The following is an 18,310-nucleotide window of genomic DNA, read 5'->3' as shown; positions in this document are numbered from 1 at the left end:
AGTCTCGCCGAAGCATACGAATTCATTCGTTCAGAAGACGATTATCCCTCGCGCCAGATGCCCATACTATTGAATATAAATCCGTGTTCAAAAATTCCGGTTTTCAGTACCGAGAAGATGGAATAAAGCTAGAAATGGAGCAGCGGAGCGTAGGCAAACTACGTGAGCAGCTACAATGTTTCCAAAGGAAACAACCTTCGTAAGCCTCCCGCTTATTTCGGCTGAATTTCATATTCGATGCTGATCATGCAGCCAAGCTGATTCGTAATCAAAAGCGGAATTTTTGAACAACCTTTCGAAAGGAGCCGTCCTATGCATACCGTCTGGAAAGGTGCAATCAGTTTTGGCCTTGTGCATGTCCCTGTCAAAATGTTCTCGGCTACCGAAGACAAAGACATCTCCATGCGCTACATCCATAAAGTCTGCGGCAGTCCGCTCGCTTATGTTCGTCAATGTCCCTCCTGTGAAGTGGATGTGAAGTGGGAAGAGATCACCAAAGGCTATGAATATGAAAAGGGAAAGTTCGTTCTATTCGAGAAAGAAGAATTGGAAGCGTTAAATGATTCCGCCAGCAAAACCATTACCATACTGGATTTTGTCGACTTGACTGAAATTGACCCGATCTATTTTCAGAAAACATATTACCTATCGCCTGATCAGGCCGGGGGTAATGCCTACCAGCTGTTGATGAATGCGATGCGTGATACCGGCAAAATTGGCATCGCCAAAATCTCCATCCGCTCGAAGAGCAGTCTCGCTGCCATACGTGTGCTGGAAGACTGCCTCTCCATGGAGACGATTTTCTATCCGGACGAGATTCGTCCTGTCTCCCAGGTGCCTAACCTGCCAGAAGTGCAGAACGTGAACGAGAAAGAACTCACGATGGCAAAGCTACTGATTGACCAACTCTCTACGCCTTTTGAGCCCGGTAAATACACCGATGACTATCGCAGCAAATTGCTGGATCTTATCCAGCACAAAGTGGCAGGCGAAGAAATCAAGATTGCTCCAGCCAAACCTGAAGCCAATGTGATGGATTTGATGGCTGCGTTGCAGGCAAGCATTGAGGCTGTGAAGCCCATTCCAGCTGACCCCGGGACAACAACCGCCAAGCCCAAGAAACGTGCACCACGTAAAGCGCCCGCTCAAGCTGTTGCCGGGGGAGAATCCGATGCACCTGCTCCAGCCAAAAGAAAAAAGGCCACACCGAAACCAAAAGTTTGATTGTCGCTTAGGCAAGAACGATTTCGTTATATGCCATGTAATGAGTTCCAACTCAGGTCCGGCTTCGCAGTCGGATTTTTTTGTTTTAACCGAACGAATTGGAACAATTCTTGTCAATTACGATTGACGAAAGGTGATTTATATTTTATATTAACTTATGAAAAGTAACTTATTTATAAATATACAATTAACCTGCACTTTCACTTCAGCCAAGTGCAATCCAACAATCCAATTCCAACTCATATACGAATCTAAGGATTAGCCATATTATCTAATAATCAGGAGGAAACAATCATGAATACGACGTATCAAATCCCTGCCACAACCCATCTGGGTGAAGTGAGTCTACGAATTATGAACCTTGACCGTTCGATCCAGTTTTATACCGATGTGGTTGGCCTGAGATTACTGGAACGGAGTGGAAAAATAGCTACATTTACAGCCGACGGAAAACATTCCCTGCTGCGATTGGAAGAGTTGACGGATGGAATTACCCTGCCTGAACGCTCACACGCCGGCTTGTATCATTTCGCCATCCTGTTGCCGGACCGCAAGTCCCTGGGTCTTGCTCTTCGTAATCTGGCCGCATCCGGTATCGAAATCGGACAAGGCGATCACCTCGTCAGCGAAGCCTTCTATATCTCCGATCCCGATCAGAACGGGATTGAGATCTATGCTGACCGGGCACGTGATACCTGGAAACGGGATAGCGACAATAATTACGTGATGGCAAGTGATCCTGTGGATGTAGAAAGTCTGTTTGCCTTATCGGAGAATGAACCTTGGCAGGGGCTGCCTGCTGGCACAGTCATTGGTCACGTACATTTCCATGTCCGTAGCCTCGAAGAGTCTCGCAACTTCTACACCGGTATACTTGGTTTTGATATCGTGGGCAACTTCGCCAACATGTCTGCGCTGTTTGTTTCCGCAGGCGGTTATCATCACCATCTGGGACTCAATATCTGGGCAGGTTCGAACGCACCTATCAATCCGGATAACGTTACGGGAATTGCCTACTTCACCATTGTTTACGCCACAAAGGAAGAAGTTGAACAGGCACTTGAGCAATTGCGTCAATCCGGCGCAGCCGTTACACAAGTGCAGGATACCTGGTTTACGGTAGACCCACAGAACATCCGTGTACGTCTAACCGCTGCCAATTGATTTTGTTAGGACACACACGATCATTATGGATAATTTCATAACACAAGCCCGAGTACCTGATTTCTCCACATTACAGAGAGATCGGATACCCGGGCTTTTTCATTCGCTTTTTATAAGACTGTCCACATTAGTGCATCCTAACGACTACTCCGACAAGTTAGATTAAAAAAATATGGATGATCGACGTATGATGTTTAGGCTGTTCGTTTCTCTAATGCTCCGGACGAGAAAGGAGTTCTCCATGTTCAAACCGTTGATTCCGTTCGAACCCATATCCCGAGATACCTTACCCACAGGACCGCAATGGATTGCTCAAGTGAAGTGGGATGGCGTTCGCATGCTTGCCTATGAGGATGGGCAGGAGCTGCGCCTTGTGAATCGCAGATTACATGAACGTACCGCACAATATCCCGAGCTGGTAACACCACGTAATCTATGCTCTGGTTCCTCGTATATTCTGGATGGAGAAGTGATTGCACTGGACCCTGATACCGGAAGACCTTCGTTTTATCACGTTCTGCGGCGGGATCGTATGAGCAGGCCCGAAGGCATCGCCCAAGCTGTACACCAGATTCCGGTTACTTATATGGTATTTGATATCCTGTTCTATGAGGGGAATTGGGTCACAGATCAGCCATTGGCCGATCGACAACGTCTGTTGCACGAGGTTCTTAACACGGCTCCACACGTTCAAGAGGTGACAAATACCCTTGATGCGGCTTCCCTGCTTACGGTCATGAGACAGCACCAGATGGAAGGTATCGTCTGCAAGGATCTAACAAGCAGCTACGGCATTCAGGGCAAAGATCAGCGCTGGCAGAAGGTCAAAATCATGCATGATGTATATGCCATGATCGGGGGTGTCACTTACCGGAGCGGTATCGTGAATGCCGTGGCGATTGGTGTATATGATGGGCCTGATTTTGTCTATATTGGTCATGTCGGGACTGGCAAGCTCAATTCCAATACATGGCGGGAACTTACGCATCAGATCGAACCTCTGATCAGGCAGGACAGGCCATTCCATAATATACCTGAGCGCAGTGCGGAGACCACCTGGGTTGAACCACGAATAGGTGTGAAAGTTCAATATATGGAACTGACACATCATCGCACGTTGCGTCACCCCAGTATTCAGACCTTCGCGGATGTAACCCGCGAGGATTGCCTGGCGAACCAGCTTCTTCCATGATGAAGAGTTCGCTGCACTCGTGTTTCAGCCCATGTTTCAATAATTCATTAAGCATATAGGAGGTGTTCTGTTATGGCCCCCAAGATCCAAGGAACCATCATAATAGAAGGCACTGAGCTAACGGTCACGAACCCGGACAAGCTGTTATGGCCGGATGCGGGTGTCACCAAAGCCATCTATCTGCAAAAGCTGGCTGCCCTGGCTCCGTATCTGCTCACGTATACAAGCAATCGACTGCTCACTACCATAAGGTATCCTCACGGTGCTGGAGGGACATTTTTCTATCAAAAAAATGCTCCTGAACCTGTCCCGGATTACGTTCGGACTGAGGTACATGACGGTATCCGCTATGTGGTCATGAATGGTCTACCCGAATTGTTATGGCTTGGCAATCTGGCTGCACTTGAATTCCATCCTTCCCTGCATGCGATCGGAAGCACTCTGCCCTGTGAATGGATGATTGATCTGGACCCCTCTCAGGAACATGAACCCCGGATCATGCAAGCTGCACTCATCGTTGGCGAAACCCTAACTTCCCTTGGTCTGCGGTCCATCCCCAAAACTTCAGGCGCCACAGGCGTTCAGATTATCGTTCCGATTGTTCAGGGTGTAACCTTTGATGAATTGCGGGATATCGGTTATTTTGTAGGCAAATATGTCACTCAGAAGCACCCGGATCTGTTCACACTGGAACGACTCAAAAAAGACCGTGGAGACCGGATTTATTTTGACTACCTTCAGCATTACGGTGGCAAAACCCTGGCAGCTCCTTATACGCCACGAGCCAAATCCGGCGCCACTGTATCTACTCCACTGACCTGGGATGAGGTTCGTAAGAATGTCTCCATTCAGGATTATCATCTGATGAACATTATTGAACGACTGAATACAACAGGTGATTTGATCGCAGCCGTTGACCCCCAACCCGTTGAGCATATTCTCAAGCACTTGAAGAAAAAATAGCCGACTCCCTCATTACAAGGGTGTCGGCTATTATTATTCACGCGTATGAGGATCGCTAATGGATGCCTTTTTTCTTGAAACGTCCGCCCTTCACATCATGAATGTTACCGATAGCCACAAAGGCTTGCGGGTCCCAATCTTCAACGATGGTCTTCAGCTTCGCTTCTTCCAGTCGGGTAATCACCACAAAAATGATCTTCTTCTCGTCCCCGCTGAATCCGCCCTCTCCATCGAGGAAAGTCACACCACGACCAAGACGGTCTGTCAGGGCTGAACCGATATCACGATACTTCTCACTAATGATCCATACCGATTTGGACTGATCTAGTCCTTCATTCACGATATCAATCATCTTCATCGCAATGTAATATGCAATCATGGAATACAGGGCATTCGGCCAACCGAATACAAATCCTGCTCCTGCGAAAATAAATACGTTAATAAACAATACGATCTGTCCTACAGACAACGGTGACTTCTCACTCAGCAGGATGGCCACAATCTCCGTACCGTCCAGTGAACCACCTGAACGAATCACGAGTCCAACCCCCACACCCAGGATCAATCCGCCAAATACAGCTCCGAGCAATGGCTCTCCTGGTGTTAATGCAGGCACGTGGTGCAACAACGCAGTCCCGATGGACATCACCACGATCCCCAGCAATGTGGATAACGCAAATGTTTTACCAATCTGTTTGTAACCCAGAATCAGGAATGGCAAGTTGAGCAAGGTCAGGAATACTCCGAGTGGCAGATGCGTTAGCTCTGACACCATAATCGAAATCCCTGTAATTCCCCCATCAATGACGCCATTGGGCACAAGGAATATTTCAAGTGATACAGCCATCAGTGCAGCACCAATCAGAATCATTACAATACGTTGCAGCAACTTTAATGTAAACACCGAGCTTTTGACGCCCCGGTCAGGCTTGGATGTCAGTTCTTTAACCGTTACATTGGACATGGTATCCCCCCCGTTGGATCAGTATGTGAATCCATTTCATAAATCATTTAAATACTCCACGGGGAACTTACATATAGAGAACAAAAAATGGATTCTATACGTACCCTGTCAGTACGAGCACAAGCACCTAAAGGCTATATGAAATGGATTCAAGATTGTCTTAATTCCGGTTTACACTTTCAAAAGAGAGCAAAAGGGAGCCTGTTTTCCCGCAGACTCCCCTCCTTCGCCAAGACATGATTTATATATCTATTATATCATAAAAGATCAAATTTGAGCAAAATAGTTAGCAAAAAGAAGATAAATTCACAAAAAGTGAACTTATCTTCAGAAATCTGGCCTAAATCGGCTAAAGAAGCGGAGAAAGCATCCGAGAAAGTATTTCTGCCCCTTTTTGCCCTCGTGAGCGGCCCTGAAAAACCTTTAGGTCGATCTTGCTGGATACTGAAAGATCACGTTCAAAATCCGCCACCAGCCGATCCATCGAGGAGGACTCAAACAGCACGGCTGTCAGTTCAAAGTTGCAGAAAAAACTGCGCATATCCATATTGGCTGTCCCTACGGTGGCGAGCAGTTCATCCACAATCATGACCTTGGCGTGTATGAATCCTTTTCGGTACTGATAAAACTCTACCCCAGCCAGAAGCAATTCCTCCACGTAGGAGACGGATGCGAGATGAACAAGACGTGAATCAGACTGGTATGGAATAATAATTTTAACGTCAACACCGCTGACTGCGGCGGTTTTGAGTGCTTCGTACAGTGCTGGATCCGGAATAAAATAAGGGCTCGTAATATAGATGCGATCACAGGCTACGGAGATGGCACCGAAACACATTTCCTGAATGGCATCCCAGTCCTGATCAGGCCCACTGGCCAGGATCTGAATTCGCTCCTGACCACTGCATATATGGGGTGGAAAGAGATCTATCAATTGAGATTTAGTGATCTGCTCACCCGAAGCCAGCTTCCAGTCGTTCAGAAATGTGTTTTGCAGGAAATATACGGCGTCCCCTTCAAGCTGCACATGTGTATCCCGCCAGAACCCTATCTTCGGGTATTTCCCAAGGTAATCATCCCCCACATTAATGCCGCCAACGAATCCTACCCTTCCATCCACGACAATAATTTTACGGTGATTCCGGTAATTCACCCTTCGATCAATAGTGGCAATCAGTGGAGGAAGAAAGTAATGGAATTCAACGCCAGCGTCCTGGAGTTCACGGATAAACCCCCTGCTCATTTTGTGGCTCCCCAATCCATCACAGATAAACCGGACCCTGACTCCCTCCTGTGCCTTGCGGATCATCACTTCCTGAAACTTGGTACTGATGGCATCATCCCGAAAGATGTAAAATTCCACATGCAAGTGATGCTTCGCCTTCTCCATCTCCTTCAACATGGCCGGGAAGGCCTCTCTGCCATTGGTTAGCACTCGACTTCTGCTACATCCCGTTATAGGACTCTCCGACAGATGAGACAACAGGTTGAATAACCGCTGTTGGTGCATAAAGCGATTCTCCGGCATGTCTGTTGCCTTTTCCACAATGTAAGCCTGCTCCCAAATCGTTTCCCGAATTTCTCTGAAAATTCTCGACCCTGCTTTACGAACCTTTTTCCGTTTGTTAAAGTCCTGTGCCACAAAGTAATACACAACAAAACCAATTGGAGGTACACAAAACAATATAAATAGCCAAGCAACCGCTTTTGACGGGTTCCTGAACTCCAAGATTAAAATGGTGGCTGCCTGAAAAATGAATATGATTAATATGATGACCAGCCAAAACATTCGGCTTCCCCCTTGGTGTCAATCTCTTCGTTTTCCTCACTTACACAGCTTTGACGATTAAGCCTACAGCTAATCATAGATACCCAATGTCTGCCCTGTTCGTAACGTTTACTTAGATAAAACTTTACATAAGCTTACGGAATACTTGTTTCTGGTAATCATAATTTCTAATCCTTGGTTGTATATTCTGACTGTGTTCCCTTCTACATATCAGATTAATGATGGAACAGAACCGCATGGTAACAGCAATCTGCTCCCTTTCGCTTCCAGACTCTTCCTCTTTTCTTTGTCGGGAGGTGGTCTTCTTACGTAAAATTAGATATAATACTCGTTAAAAACTTATTACTTAAAGGAGAACAGTAGTGAATGGACAGTGAGAGGTATGCGTTAAATTTAGTATTGGTTGCTTTTTTGATAGGACTTTCAGCGTTTTTTGTTGCAGTGGAATTCGCTCTGGTGCGGGTTCGACCGAGCCGGATCGACCAAATGATTGCAGAAGGAAACAAGCGTGCGCTGGCTGTTAAACAAGCCGTTGCCAATCTGGACGGATATTTGTCTGCCTGCCAGCTTGGAATCACGATCACATCTCTGGGACTTGGCTGGCTGGGTGAACCGACGGTAGAGAAGATTCTCCACCCTGTGTTCGAAAGCATGCAAATTCCTGAGGCGGTTTCTTCATTCTTATCGTTTGTCATTGCGTTCGCTTCCATCACGTATCTGCATGTTGTGGTTGGTGAACTCGCTCCAAAAACGATTGCAATCCGGAAAGCCGAGACTGTTGCACTGCTGACGTCTACACCTATCATCTGGTTTAACCGAATTATGTATCCTTTTATCTGGCTGTTAAACGGCTCAGCGAACCAACTGGTGAAACTGTTCGGAATCAAACCTGCTTCTGAACATGAAGATGCACACTCCGAAGAAGAGTTGCAGATCATTATTAATGAAAGCTTTGAAAGTGGTAAAATCAACCAAGCTGAGTTCGGTTATGTAAGCCGGATCTTTGCTTTTGATGAGATGTTAGCCAAAGAAATCATGGTACCCCGGACCGATATGGTCTGCCTTTATGTGAATAGAACGAATGAGGAAAACCTGGAGATCATTCGTGAAGAACAATATACCCGTTTTCCAGTAGTTAATGAGAGTAAAGACGATATTATCGGAATCATTAATACGAAGCAATTCTTCCTGGAACTTTACGGAAATGATGAACCTGTCGATCTGTCTTCCCTGATTCAGCCTGTATCGGCTGTTCACGAAACAACTCCTGTAAAGGACTTGCTCAAGAAAATGCAGAAAGATGGCGTTCACATTGCCGTACTGGTGGACGAATATGGAGGTACTTCCGGAATTGTAACTATCGAGGATGTACTTGAGCAGATTGTTGGTGAGATTCGAGACGAGTTCGACGCGGACGAAGTCGAGGATATTCAGGTCATCAATGAGAACTATGTCATTATGGATGGCAAGGTTTCCTTATCGAAGGTGAACGACATGTTCATGTCCAGCCTGGATGCAGATGAGTGGGACACCATTGGTGGATGGCTCTACAGCCATCGTCCCGAGATGAACGAACAGGAAGAATATGAGTTCGAGAATCTAATCTTTGTTTTGCTGGAAAAAGACAAGAATCGGTTCTACAAAGTGGCCGTTGTTCCCAAGGAACCACTGACCATGTCTGATTACACTGACGAAGATGAGAAAAAGGCCTAATTGGGCTAAATAAAGCAACTTTATATAATAAGAAGAGCACTTACCTAAATGGGTAAGTGCTCTTCTTATTATATATTATGTGATTCAAGAGCCAACATTAGTGGAAACACATGACAGAGTTGTATTTCAGATTCTTTTCAGAGTTCAGTCTTATCCTCGACAATCCGATAATGGATTTTGCGAACGATAATTTTCAGGATCATATATAACGGAATCACGATAATCATGCCCAAGATATTTCCCAGATCGGCACCTACGAGAAGCAAGATAACGGTAGTCAGTGGATGTATATCGAGCTGCTTGCCATACACGTAAGGTGAGATCAGGTTATCCTGAATTTGCTGTGCGATCACAATAATAACCAGTGACCAGATCGCCATCGAAGGTGATTCAATAAACGCGACAATAACGACCGGGATCGCTGCCAGCAAAGCCCCCACATAAGGAATAAAGTTTAGGATAATGGATACGACGGTCAGCAGCAATGCATAAGGCAAACCTAAGATGAGAAAACCGATGTACATCAGAATCCCCAAGGCTACATTAACAATAACCCGGCCGACGATATAACTGCTTAGGGCTTCATCGATCTCATGGACGGTTTCTTCTCCATCCTTGCGATAATGTCTTGGCAATAACAAGGTTAGATTCGTCCCAAACTTGCTTCCCTCCTTGAGCATGTAATAGAGCATGATCGGGAACGTTGCCAAAATAATAACCAGATTGGATACCACCGAGAATAACCCGGAGACATAATCAGTGACCTGAGTGATTCCTTGGCTCAGATAATCTGATAATCGCGCGAACAGATCGGAGTCCTCCGGCAGATACTTGGCGATGAAACGATTATTCTCAAGTCCAACCAACTGATCGCTGAGCGAAGCAATCAACGCTGGAGCATTCTCAACAAAGTTCATCAGTTGTTCACGCAGTGAAGGCCATACGAGCACACTGAAACCTGCAAGCATTAATGCAATCACGACATAAATAATCAGAACCGACAGGGCACGCTTGATCTTATGCCTTTCCATATAATCGACGAGCGGGCGCAGCAGGTAATAGAAAAAACCAGCAATCAGTAGCGGAATGATGATGATGTGAATCAGTGAGGTCAGGGGTCTGAAAATAAAATTCACTTTATCCCCCAGATACACGATGAGCAGCAGCAGAATAATCGCTGTGCATATGCGGTAGAACTTGTTGTTTATCAAGAAACGTGATCCCTCCATGCGCTGCTCTGCCAAAGTGACTGCGGCGGTGATATGTATATCTAGTCATTTACTAAGTACCCTTAAATGACAGTCATGCCACAGCCGATGCCGAATATACACTTTTTTCTTCTCAAAGCAGAATTGAGCAAAAAAAAGAAGCAGGCGTTAGCCTGCCACATCTCGTTTGCTGAATACTACCCAGGAAATCACCATGAAAATAATATAATACACGGCGAGAACTGCAATGGAGAAACCCAGCGTCATTCCTGCACTCGGACCACCCATTAGCGCAAAATCCGCCCCGGAGGTCATGTATTTGCTAAGATCCATGTTGTTGAATAGAACATACTTGGCCCACTCATAACGGTCCGGATTGAATATGAGTGAGAAGATACTTTGCGAGAACATAATGAACAAGGATAATCCAATCGCAAGTGCGCCTGAACGAAATACGGAGGAAACCATGAAGGCAATCGCAAGCGTAATGAACAGATCGACGTACAGATATCCCCATAGCGTCAGAGCATTCGTAGCCGGACTACTGCTTCCACCCGGAGCATCATGCGAGAAAAGAATATAGGACGTTAACATCGCCATCACGATGACCAGCAATGTACTCAAAATGCTAAAGCCAACTACAGTCAGGTATTTGGAAGCTAGCACTTTGCTTCGTGACCATGGACGGATCAGCAATAGCTTAATGGTTCCCCAGGTGAATTCGCCTGCGACCGATTCCGCTGCAATCACGACACAGAAGATCGTGTTCAGGAAAAACGTAATCTGGATGGTCGTCACAGCCACTTCCCAGTACAAGACTTCATTGGACCCCATTCCTTCTCGAAGTAACACTGGCATTAACAGCGAGATCAGCGCCAGAATTGATAACATGATCCAGGTACGGGGACGACGGAAAATTTTCATATTTTCATTTAATATCAGATTACCGAAACTACCCAATGCCTCCACCCCCAGTTACTTGCAAGAATTGTTCTTCCAGGGTATGAGTCACGTTGCGAATACCGTATACCTGAAACCCTTCGCTAACCAGTTTGGCATTGATATCCGGAATCTGCTCACGAGACACCCGCATCACCAGGACATTGCCCTGTACCGTAGCACCCTGAATCAGATCCGCAGCGCGGTCAGCATCATTCAGCTCAAAAGCAACTTCAATTAATGCATCCGAACCGGCTTCAGCCCGAAGGTTTCTCACATCAATCAACTTGCCGTTCTGGATGATTGCCACGGTGTCACACATCAGTTCCATCTCCGACAACAGATGGCTGGATACGAATACCGTAATGCCTTCCTCTTGGGTAAGCTGACGCAAATAATCTCTCAGTTCCCGTATGCCTTGGGGATCCAGACCATTGGTCGGCTCATCCAGAACAAGCAACTTCGGTTTATGTAATATCGCTTGTGCGACACCCAGACGCTGGCGCATACCCAGTGAGTAGGTTTTGACCTTATCGTGAATCCGAGCCGTAAGCCCCACACGTTCAATCGTTTCCGCAATCCGTTCTTTCGTAACTCCCGGCGACATGCGGGCAAAGTGAACGAGATTCTGGTACCCGGTCAGAAACTTGTACATCTCCGGATTTTCCACAATGGCTCCTACCTGGGCCACCGCCTGTTCAAACTCATCCTTCACACTGTGTCCCGAGATCAAAATGTCGCCTTTACTAATGGACATCAGTCCAACCATCATTCGAATCGTCGTTGTTTTCCCCGCGCCATTAGGTCCTAAAAAACCAAAAACCTGCCCCGGAGAAATATCCAGAGTCAGGTCGCTGACCAATGATCGGGAGGATATGATTTTGCTGACGCCCTGAATCCGGACGACCGGCTCCTGCTGCATTCAATCCCCTCCTTCATGGACGAGCATATACTTCATGCCCGTTTCTCATATGAACATAGTGTATCATAATCTTTAGTATATTGTCCCGCAAACTGGGATTTCCCCTGACGTTTCGCTTCAACTACACACGCTTCACAGCATCCAAGCGGCATTTCACTCCGGTAGAATCCGGTGCGAAATACGTGATTGCCTCCATTGCCCTCTTCCTTCATTTCGACAGAGCTTCTAGTGACCGACACAATCATCCCACAACTGACACAGTAAAAGCGGCCCGTTTCGATCAATGATATTCCTTCCCCTCACAAGGAGCTTAGAAGTCCCTGTTATTTGTCGTTAGACGCTGAAAATTGATACATTTTGTATCTACCTCGTAATTTACTTGACACCGGGACTAATGTCAAGGCTTTAGAGCAATGAAATGAAGTAAAATACAAAAAAAGCTCCATAAATGCGACAAAAGTCTCGCATTTACAGAGCTTGATGTTAGGTAAATGATACAATTCGGTTCAAGGTATGTGTGAATATTATTATCCCGTAGTTCCAGTTGCTTTCACGACAATGCTTCATCATTCACTGTCATTTTCCTTCGGGGTATCCTCATTCTTTGAATCTGGATAATACCAGAGTAAGGTCCACTCATGCCCATCCTCTACCAGATAACAGGTCTGCACAATATCGAATTGCCCAAAGGTTCCTGAGTACGTCTGGGTAACCCGGATTCTGTAAGCTTCGGAGAATGGCTTCACGCCATCCACTACCGTTACATCAAACTCACGCTCCGGCTCTTCCATCTCCAGTTCAAAGGTCTCCACGCCAAAATGCTGCATGAATATATGTGCTCGGTTCTGTACATATGCGCTCTTTGGAAACCGCTCTTTCATCAGGGGATGAAACAATTCCCACGAACTGCCAAAGTCACCCGACTGCTCATATTTGTAAAACTCTTCGGCAATAGCAGCAGCTTCATCCGGTGTATCTGCCCGAAATAAATACGGAATGGTTCTGCCGATCAACCATAGCAATATCAAAATGATTGCTATGAAGCCTATCTTCTTGAGCAAAGCATTCCTATTCCTTCTTCGCAGCATGTCTCACCCCTCCTTGTCCTACTCCATACACTTTATGATGGATAGCAGACAAGTAGAAGCTAGAAGCGGGTTCTGAAGGCAGCATTTCCTGGGAAATCACGTTCTTTAGCGATGAGAGCTTCTAATTGATGTTATTCTCCGATAGATCGCTACGCCCGCTATCCACAACATAACACCACAGAGACCACCAATTAGATCAACTCCCACATCTCGAATGGAAGCTGTCCGATTGGGGCTGAATTGCTGGATATATTCATCAATTGATGCGATCACGACCACCGTAGCCAGTGCAATTCCTATACAGATCTTCATATCACTTCTTCGATAACGCATCCCACAATAGACAAGTACAGCTAGCACAGCATAAACAAATACATGCGCACTTTTACGAAATATGAACTCGGCAAAGTCATAGGGTCGTGCGTTCAGTGAATAATGATGCTCACCATAAGTGAACTGAATATCAGGCAAGCTTAATGCCCATTGGATTTGTTCAGACCATTGATGAAGCCAAGGCTGAATGGTCTGTTGCTGATAGGATTGTGCGGACATGGACCAGATGAATAAAATCCACGAAACAATCAGAAGTATGGAGATCACGTACCCGTATCTTCTCCGCTTATGGTTATGTCGCCTACGCCGGGAGCCCTCCTGTATTAGAATTGTAATCACCACTTTCATATCTCTTTCTATACTTCTTATAGAGCCAAGTACAGTTTATTGAACAAAATAGCCTGTAAATAATCCACGGCCATTCGTACCTACGTAGACCTTTCCATACGTCTGCCGGTCGGCTTCCATCACTTGGGGCTCATTACCGAGACCGATACCAGTCACAGGTGTGATATTATTCCAGGTGAGTCCCATATTATCGGAACGGAAGAATCCTTTCACCTGATTGACCGTGCCATAGATAAAGACTGCAGGATTAGACACTCCTGATTTCCCTTTTCCAAAAGCAAATAAATCAGACGATTGTACATTTTGTATTTTGGTGAACGTAGCCCCGGAAGTATGTGAAGCATATAAGCCTGCTCCCCCCAGACTCACCCAGACTACATTTTCCATTCCCGGCGCAGCCTCCACCTTGATTTTCTCACTTTTCGGCAATGCAGCTATATTCGCCTTAATCCAGTTAGCTCCACCGTTAGTTGTTCGATACAAATGTCCAGAGAAATACGTATAAAACTTATTCCCATTCGTTCGATCAGCTGCCAGCGTCTGATTATACGTGAATATGGAATCGCCACCTGTATTGATTGACGGGAGTCCATTCATACTTTGCCAGGTTACACCCTTATTTGTGCTCCTCACTGCGTTGCCTTTCTGCGGCAAATAAATAATCAAATTCGGATTCGAAGCCGAATAAGCTACACGCCCCAATTGAGAGCCGGCAGGAACATCCACAGGGGTTGTCGTCAGTCCATTATCGGTTGACACAAATAGCTTGGTGATGGTTCCATACCAATCGTTGCTCCCCAAATAAATGATCTGATTGGGATCTGCCTCGTGATAATCGATGCTAACCACTTCCTGCATGCCTGCAAGTGGGAGCTTTCTGATAGGTGTGTTAAACACATCCGAATGCCTGAACCCAATCTGATCAGCTACACCACTAAAAAAAGAAGCCCCTTGAGGTGGTGTCGCAGCTGAAAGGGCAACGACTTCCTCATGTCCATCTGTAATCGCATCCCATTGCGTCATTGGCTGTGTGATGTTATCTGTCTTAAATACCCCTGACCAATCGGAGGCATATACTCTTCCGGGATGATGGGGATCAAACACAACACTTGATGTCGCCGAAAAGAACATGTTGGATGTCCACCATGGGGGTCTGTCGTTTAACGTTTTGTTCACGTTGGTCCAGGTTTGACCACTATTGGTGGAGCGATATAAGGGTAAGTTACTGCCGCCTGTTCGAACAGAAGCCAAAATGTGATTATCATTGGAGGGATCAATACTTATACCATAATAGGATGAATATGCCGAACTCGGAGTAACATTGGTCCATTGCTTTCCATTATATTTCAGAACTCCACGGTTATCCGTAGTCACATACAAAATCCCACTTTTGGAAACTGTCATTCGTGCTGTACTCTCTGGGCTATTCCTAATCAATTCCCAGGTCATCTGGCCATTGCTTCGTTTCATTTTGGAAAAGATTCCAACACCTCTTATCCCCGCATACACAACTTGCTCATGCTTGGCTGCAGGATTAACTCCATATACAACGCTACGAATCCCCTGCCCTGAGAGTCCATAGGGAACCTCACGTACATGGCTCCATGTAACTCCGCCATTACTGGATGTATATAATCCATCGTATCTTGTGCCCACATGCAGATAGTTCGAGTTTGATGGGTTGACAGCGATACTCTCCCCCATGGCCCTATGAATATTTCCATTCGAAACATTACGAAGATTCAATCCTGTTCGGGTCCATGTGGCACCCCGATCTGTCGACTTCAGAATGTCACTGGGACTCCCATTCGCATACTTTCCGGCAGCAACATAGATAATATCCGGATTCTGATGATCCAGTGCGATGCCATCGATGCCATATAGATTACTTTCATCAGGTTCAATATGATCCAACAAAGGAATCCACCTGTTATTTACGGGATCAAGCCGATAGACACCGCCAATATCCGTACGAGCATAGACCAAATCAGGTTCCGTTGGGTGAACAACAACCGCTGTAATGTAACCTCCACCGCCAATGGGTATTTGATCCCATTGATAACTTTCAGCAGACTGAACAACATTTTGGGTTGTCGGAATCATAAGTGTATACATTAAAATGACGATGAATACCAATTTTGGAAGCCTGAACATACGCATGTGGTTCACCCCTTATCCATTTAACCGGAGTGTTCTTTGATCAACTGATGTATCCGATTCTTCTCAGACTGTTCCACCATATAGTAATATACTCCGTCGATTTTCTTACCTGTACCTTTAATTTCAACCGATTCAACATGCTCCAGCACGTTACGATAATTAGTGAGCATTTGCTTCATCTCATCAAATGAAATGTCTGTTTTGACATGCTCGCTCACTTCTCCGAGCAACGACTCCAACTGAAATACAGTAGATATCTGAACGGTGTTTTTCAATACCTGTTTGATAATTTCACGCTGCCGGTCATTTCGCCCAAGATCACCCTTGGGATCATCATAACGCATGCGTGAAAATCCCAGTGCACTCGCACCATCCAAGTGAAGGGTGCCCTTCTCAAATCGATGACCCTCATATTCAAAGGCAAAAGGATTGTGGACATCTACCCCACCAACCAAATCGATAACTTTAGCGAATCCTTCCATATCCACTTTCAAATAATAGTCCATGGGGACTCCGAGGAATTGTTCAACCGTTTGCACAGACATGTTCACACCGCCAAAGGCATAGGCATGGTTGATTTTGTCCTCTGTTCCATGCCCCACGATGCTCGTGCGCGTATCGCGAGGGATATTAAACATGAGCACAGATTTTTGAGCTGGATTCACACTGAGCACGATCATGGTGTCGGAGCGTCCACGATCATTGGCTCGCTCATCCACACCCAGAATCAGGGCGTTGAACGGTTCCTGATTCTCCATATCAATGGGGAACCTGCCGCCTCCCCTGTTGTCCACAATAGATACCTGCTTGATTGGTTCCCGGGGCTCATAGATGTTGTCTGCAGCTGATTTCACATGAAGGTACAGATAGATTGCGTACCCAAGTACAATGGCTATCATAAAGATGAGAACTGCTAACGTAATTTTGATCCCCAGTTTGAGTTTCATGTTCATGCCCCCGGTTACAGAACTGCGGTTTTTCTTCCATCAATATTCGTTAAACCTGGACGACCTACAGAGTAATATTGAAAAGCAGTGTCCTTGATCTGGTCTTCTTCATAAATGTTTCTTCCATCGATTAGAATCGGTTGCTTCATATGGGCTGCCAGTTCCGTCAGATCTACCTCCATAAACTCCTTCCATTCGGTTAGTACACAGAGCGCATCGGCATCCTCGGCGGCTTCCATTGCACTAGAAGTCCATGTAATTGCCGGTGAATCAACCTCCTTTCGGAAATTCTCCGTAGCAATAGGATCGTAAGCTTTAACCGTTGCTCCCTGATCAAGCAGTCGTTGGATAATTTCAACCGCCGGTGCATCTCGTACATCATCCGTATCCGGTTTGAAGGCAAGACCCCAGACCGCAATTTGTTTGCCATCCAGTACGTCTAATGCCTCTTCGAGCTTACGAATCACGTTGAAACGTTGATCCTTGTTCACTTCCACAACGGATTTCAGCAGTTTGAAGTCATAATCGACATTGCCTGCAATTTGAATCAGAGCTTGTGTATCCTTAGGGAAACAGGAACCTCCATAACCAATGCCTGCCTTGAGAAAAGATGCACCGATTCGTCTGTCATACCCCATGCCTTCAGCAACGCGACCAACATCCGCCCCTACCTTTTCACAGATATTAGAAATTTCGTTGATAAAGGAAATCTTGGTTGCCAGGAAAGCGTTGGAGGCATACTTAATCATCTCCGCCGAACGAATATCCGTTACAATAATCTGATCGGTTAGTGGCTGATGCAGCTCCTTCAGTGTGGCGACTGCCCGCTCACTATGTGTCCCAATGACTATCCGGTCAGGATACAATGTATCCTTCACAGCCGTGCCTTCCCGAAGGAACTCAGGTACCGATGCCATGTCGAACGGATGACTTGTCAAACTGCTGATCCATTCCTGAATACGATCATTGGTTCCGACAGGAACAGTGCTTTTAGTCATTATTATTTTATAATTATCCATATAAGAACCAATTTCTCGTGCAACAAGCTCAATATAACTCAGATTCGCTTCACCATTCGGTAGGGATGGCGTTCCTACCGCGATGATAATGATATCTGAACGACTGATGGCATCCTGAATGTTAGTGGTGAAGGACAGCCTGCCTGCTTTCATATTGGAAGTCATGACTTCCTTGAGTCCCGGTTCATAGATTGGAACATGACCACCCGTCAGCATTGTCACTTTTTCTACATTATTGTCGACACAGATCACGTTATTTCCCAGTTCCGAAAAACATACGCCCGATACCAAACCTACATAACCTGTGCCAATCACCGTAATATTCATTCCAACATCT

The 18,310-nt window shown here is 45.9% G+C and carries 16 protein-coding genes; 5 read left to right on the top strand and 11 right to left on the bottom strand.

Going from position 1 to position 18,310, the window contains the following annotated elements; translation table 11 throughout:
- Window positions 1-312: 312 nt before the first annotated feature.
- The 4 genes from ku to ligD all read left to right on the top strand — a co-directional run bounded on the left by ku (window position 313) and on the right by ligD (window position 4,543).
- Window positions 313-1,224, top strand: a complete 912-nt coding sequence (ku, locus tag WFI24_RS05585) for a non-homologous end joining protein Ku (protein ID WP_336759381.1) — start codon at window positions 313-315, stop codon at window positions 1,222-1,224.
- Window positions 1,225-1,518: 294 nt separating this feature from the next.
- Window positions 1,519-2,388: a VOC family protein gene (locus WFI24_RS05580; RefSeq protein ID WP_336759379.1), complete on the top strand. Its 870-nt coding sequence runs from the start codon at window positions 1,519-1,521 to the stop codon at window positions 2,386-2,388.
- 241 nt (window positions 2,389-2,629) lie between these two features.
- On the top strand, window positions 2,630-3,580 hold the full coding sequence (locus tag WFI24_RS05575; RefSeq protein WP_336759377.1) for an ATP-dependent DNA ligase: 951 nt from the start codon (window positions 2,630-2,632) through the stop codon (window positions 3,578-3,580).
- Between the two features lie 72 nt (window positions 3,581-3,652).
- The gene (gene ligD / locus WFI24_RS05570; protein ID WP_145320543.1) at window positions 3,653-4,543 is read left to right on the top strand and encodes a non-homologous end-joining DNA ligase; all 891 of its coding nucleotides are present in this window, start codon (window positions 3,653-3,655) and stop codon (window positions 4,541-4,543) included.
- A 55-nt stretch (window positions 4,544-4,598) separates the two neighbouring features.
- On the opposite strand, the gene WFI24_RS05565 is transcribed toward ligD, so the two are convergent.
- Both WFI24_RS05565 and cls read right to left on the bottom strand, forming a co-directional pair.
- On the bottom strand, window positions 4,599-5,507 hold the full coding sequence (locus WFI24_RS05565; protein ID WP_336759375.1) for a YitT family protein: 909 nt from the start codon (window positions 5,505-5,507) through the stop codon (window positions 4,599-4,601).
- Between the two features lie 349 nt (window positions 5,508-5,856).
- Entirely contained in the window at window positions 5,857-7,296 is a 1,440-nt protein-coding gene (gene cls, locus WFI24_RS05560) for a cardiolipin synthase (protein ID WP_336759373.1), read from the bottom strand.
- Between the two features lie 366 nt (window positions 7,297-7,662).
- On the opposite strand from cls, the gene WFI24_RS05555 reads away from it, so the two are divergent.
- Entirely contained in the window at window positions 7,663-9,009 is a 1,347-nt protein-coding gene (locus WFI24_RS05555; RefSeq protein ID WP_336759371.1) for a hemolysin family protein, read from the top strand.
- 137 nt (window positions 9,010-9,146) lie between these two features.
- On the opposite strand, the gene WFI24_RS05550 is transcribed toward WFI24_RS05555, so the two are convergent.
- The 9 genes from WFI24_RS05550 to WFI24_RS05510 all read right to left on the bottom strand — a co-directional run bounded on the left by WFI24_RS05550 (window position 9,147) and on the right by WFI24_RS05510 (window position 18,300).
- Window positions 9,147-10,220 (bottom strand): AI-2E family transporter, encoded by a 1,074-nt coding sequence (locus WFI24_RS05550; protein ID WP_336759369.1) that lies wholly within the window; start codon window positions 10,218-10,220, stop codon window positions 9,147-9,149.
- A 165-nt stretch (window positions 10,221-10,385) separates the two neighbouring features.
- Window positions 10,386-11,177, bottom strand: coding sequence for an ABC transporter permease (locus WFI24_RS05545; RefSeq protein WP_336759367.1), 792 nt, complete (start codon window positions 11,175-11,177; stop codon window positions 10,386-10,388).
- Window positions 11,170-12,078, bottom strand: coding sequence for an ABC transporter ATP-binding protein (locus WFI24_RS05540; RefSeq protein ID WP_145320554.1), 909 nt, complete (start codon window positions 12,076-12,078; stop codon window positions 11,170-11,172). Before WFI24_RS05540 ends, WFI24_RS05545 begins: the two co-directional genes overlap by 8 nt.
- A gap of 32 nt (window positions 12,079-12,110) precedes the next feature.
- A complete protein-coding gene (locus WFI24_RS05535) occupies window positions 12,111-12,362 on the bottom strand; it encodes a hypothetical protein (RefSeq protein WP_143760279.1) in 252 nt (83 codons plus the stop codon).
- Window positions 12,363-12,644: 282 nt separating this feature from the next.
- Window positions 12,645-13,166: a hypothetical protein gene (locus WFI24_RS05530; protein ID WP_336759366.1), complete on the bottom strand. Its 522-nt coding sequence runs from the start codon at window positions 13,164-13,166 to the stop codon at window positions 12,645-12,647.
- Between the two features lie 105 nt (window positions 13,167-13,271).
- Window positions 13,272-13,766, bottom strand: a complete 495-nt coding sequence (locus WFI24_RS05525; protein WP_336759364.1) for a VanZ family protein — start codon at window positions 13,764-13,766, stop codon at window positions 13,272-13,274.
- 117 nt (window positions 13,767-13,883) lie between these two features.
- Complete coding sequence (locus WFI24_RS05520) at window positions 13,884-16,007, bottom strand: hypothetical protein (RefSeq protein ID WP_336759362.1); 2,124 nt, start codon at window positions 16,005-16,007, stop codon at window positions 13,884-13,886.
- Window positions 16,008-16,027: 20 nt separating this feature from the next.
- Window positions 16,028-16,954 (bottom strand): LCP family glycopolymer transferase, encoded by a 927-nt coding sequence (locus WFI24_RS05515; protein ID WP_336759361.1) that lies wholly within the window; start codon window positions 16,952-16,954, stop codon window positions 16,028-16,030.
- A 14-nt stretch (window positions 16,955-16,968) separates the two neighbouring features.
- Window positions 16,969-18,300 (bottom strand): UDP-glucose dehydrogenase family protein, encoded by a 1,332-nt coding sequence (locus tag WFI24_RS05510; protein ID WP_336759358.1) that lies wholly within the window; start codon window positions 18,298-18,300, stop codon window positions 16,969-16,971.
- Window positions 18,301-18,310 lie beyond the last annotated feature (10 nt).

Origin of the sequence: Paenibacillus sp. USHLN196 (genome assembly GCF_037144955.1) — a bacterium.
Lineage (GTDB): Bacteria > Bacillota > Bacilli > Paenibacillales > Paenibacillaceae > Paenibacillus > Paenibacillus xylanexedens_C.
The sequence above is the reverse complement of the archived record's forward strand: the minus strand, read 5'-3'. Positions and strand labels throughout refer to the sequence as shown.

What these genes read in the sequence shown, in the direction of transcription:
- WFI24_RS05510 (WP_336759358.1), bottom strand. Translation starts at nt 18,300, where the DNA reads ATGAATATTACGGTGATTGGCACAGGTTATGTAGGTTTGGTATCGGGC.
- ku (WP_336759381.1), top strand. Translation starts at nt 313, where the DNA reads ATGCATACCGTCTGGAAAGGTGCAATCAGTTTTGGCCTTGTGCATGTC.
- ligD (WP_145320543.1), top strand. Translation starts at nt 3,653, where the DNA reads ATGGCCCCCAAGATCCAAGGAACCATCATAATAGAAGGCACTGAGCTA.
- cls (WP_336759373.1), bottom strand. Translation starts at nt 7,296, where the DNA reads ATGTTTTGGCTGGTCATCATATTAATCATATTCATTTTTCAGGCAGCC.
- WFI24_RS05520 (WP_336759362.1), bottom strand. Translation starts at nt 16,007, where the DNA reads ATGCGTATGTTCAGGCTTCCAAAATTGGTATTCATCGTCATTTTAATG.
- WFI24_RS05540 (WP_145320554.1), bottom strand. Translation starts at nt 12,078, where the DNA reads ATGCAGCAGGAGCCGGTCGTCCGGATTCAGGGCGTCAGCAAAATCATA.
- WFI24_RS05575 (WP_336759377.1), top strand. Translation starts at nt 2,630, where the DNA reads ATGTTCAAACCGTTGATTCCGTTCGAACCCATATCCCGAGATACCTTA.
- WFI24_RS05565 (WP_336759375.1), bottom strand. Translation starts at nt 5,507, where the DNA reads ATGTCCAATGTAACGGTTAAAGAACTGACATCCAAGCCTGACCGGGGC.
- WFI24_RS05515 (WP_336759361.1), bottom strand. Translation starts at nt 16,954, where the DNA reads ATGAAACTCAAACTGGGGATCAAAATTACGTTAGCAGTTCTCATCTTT.
- WFI24_RS05580 (WP_336759379.1), top strand. Translation starts at nt 1,519, where the DNA reads ATGAATACGACGTATCAAATCCCTGCCACAACCCATCTGGGTGAAGTG.
- WFI24_RS05530 (WP_336759366.1), bottom strand. Translation starts at nt 13,166, where the DNA reads ATGCTGCGAAGAAGGAATAGGAATGCTTTGCTCAAGAAGATAGGCTTC.
- WFI24_RS05555 (WP_336759371.1), top strand. Translation starts at nt 7,663, where the DNA reads ATGGACAGTGAGAGGTATGCGTTAAATTTAGTATTGGTTGCTTTTTTG.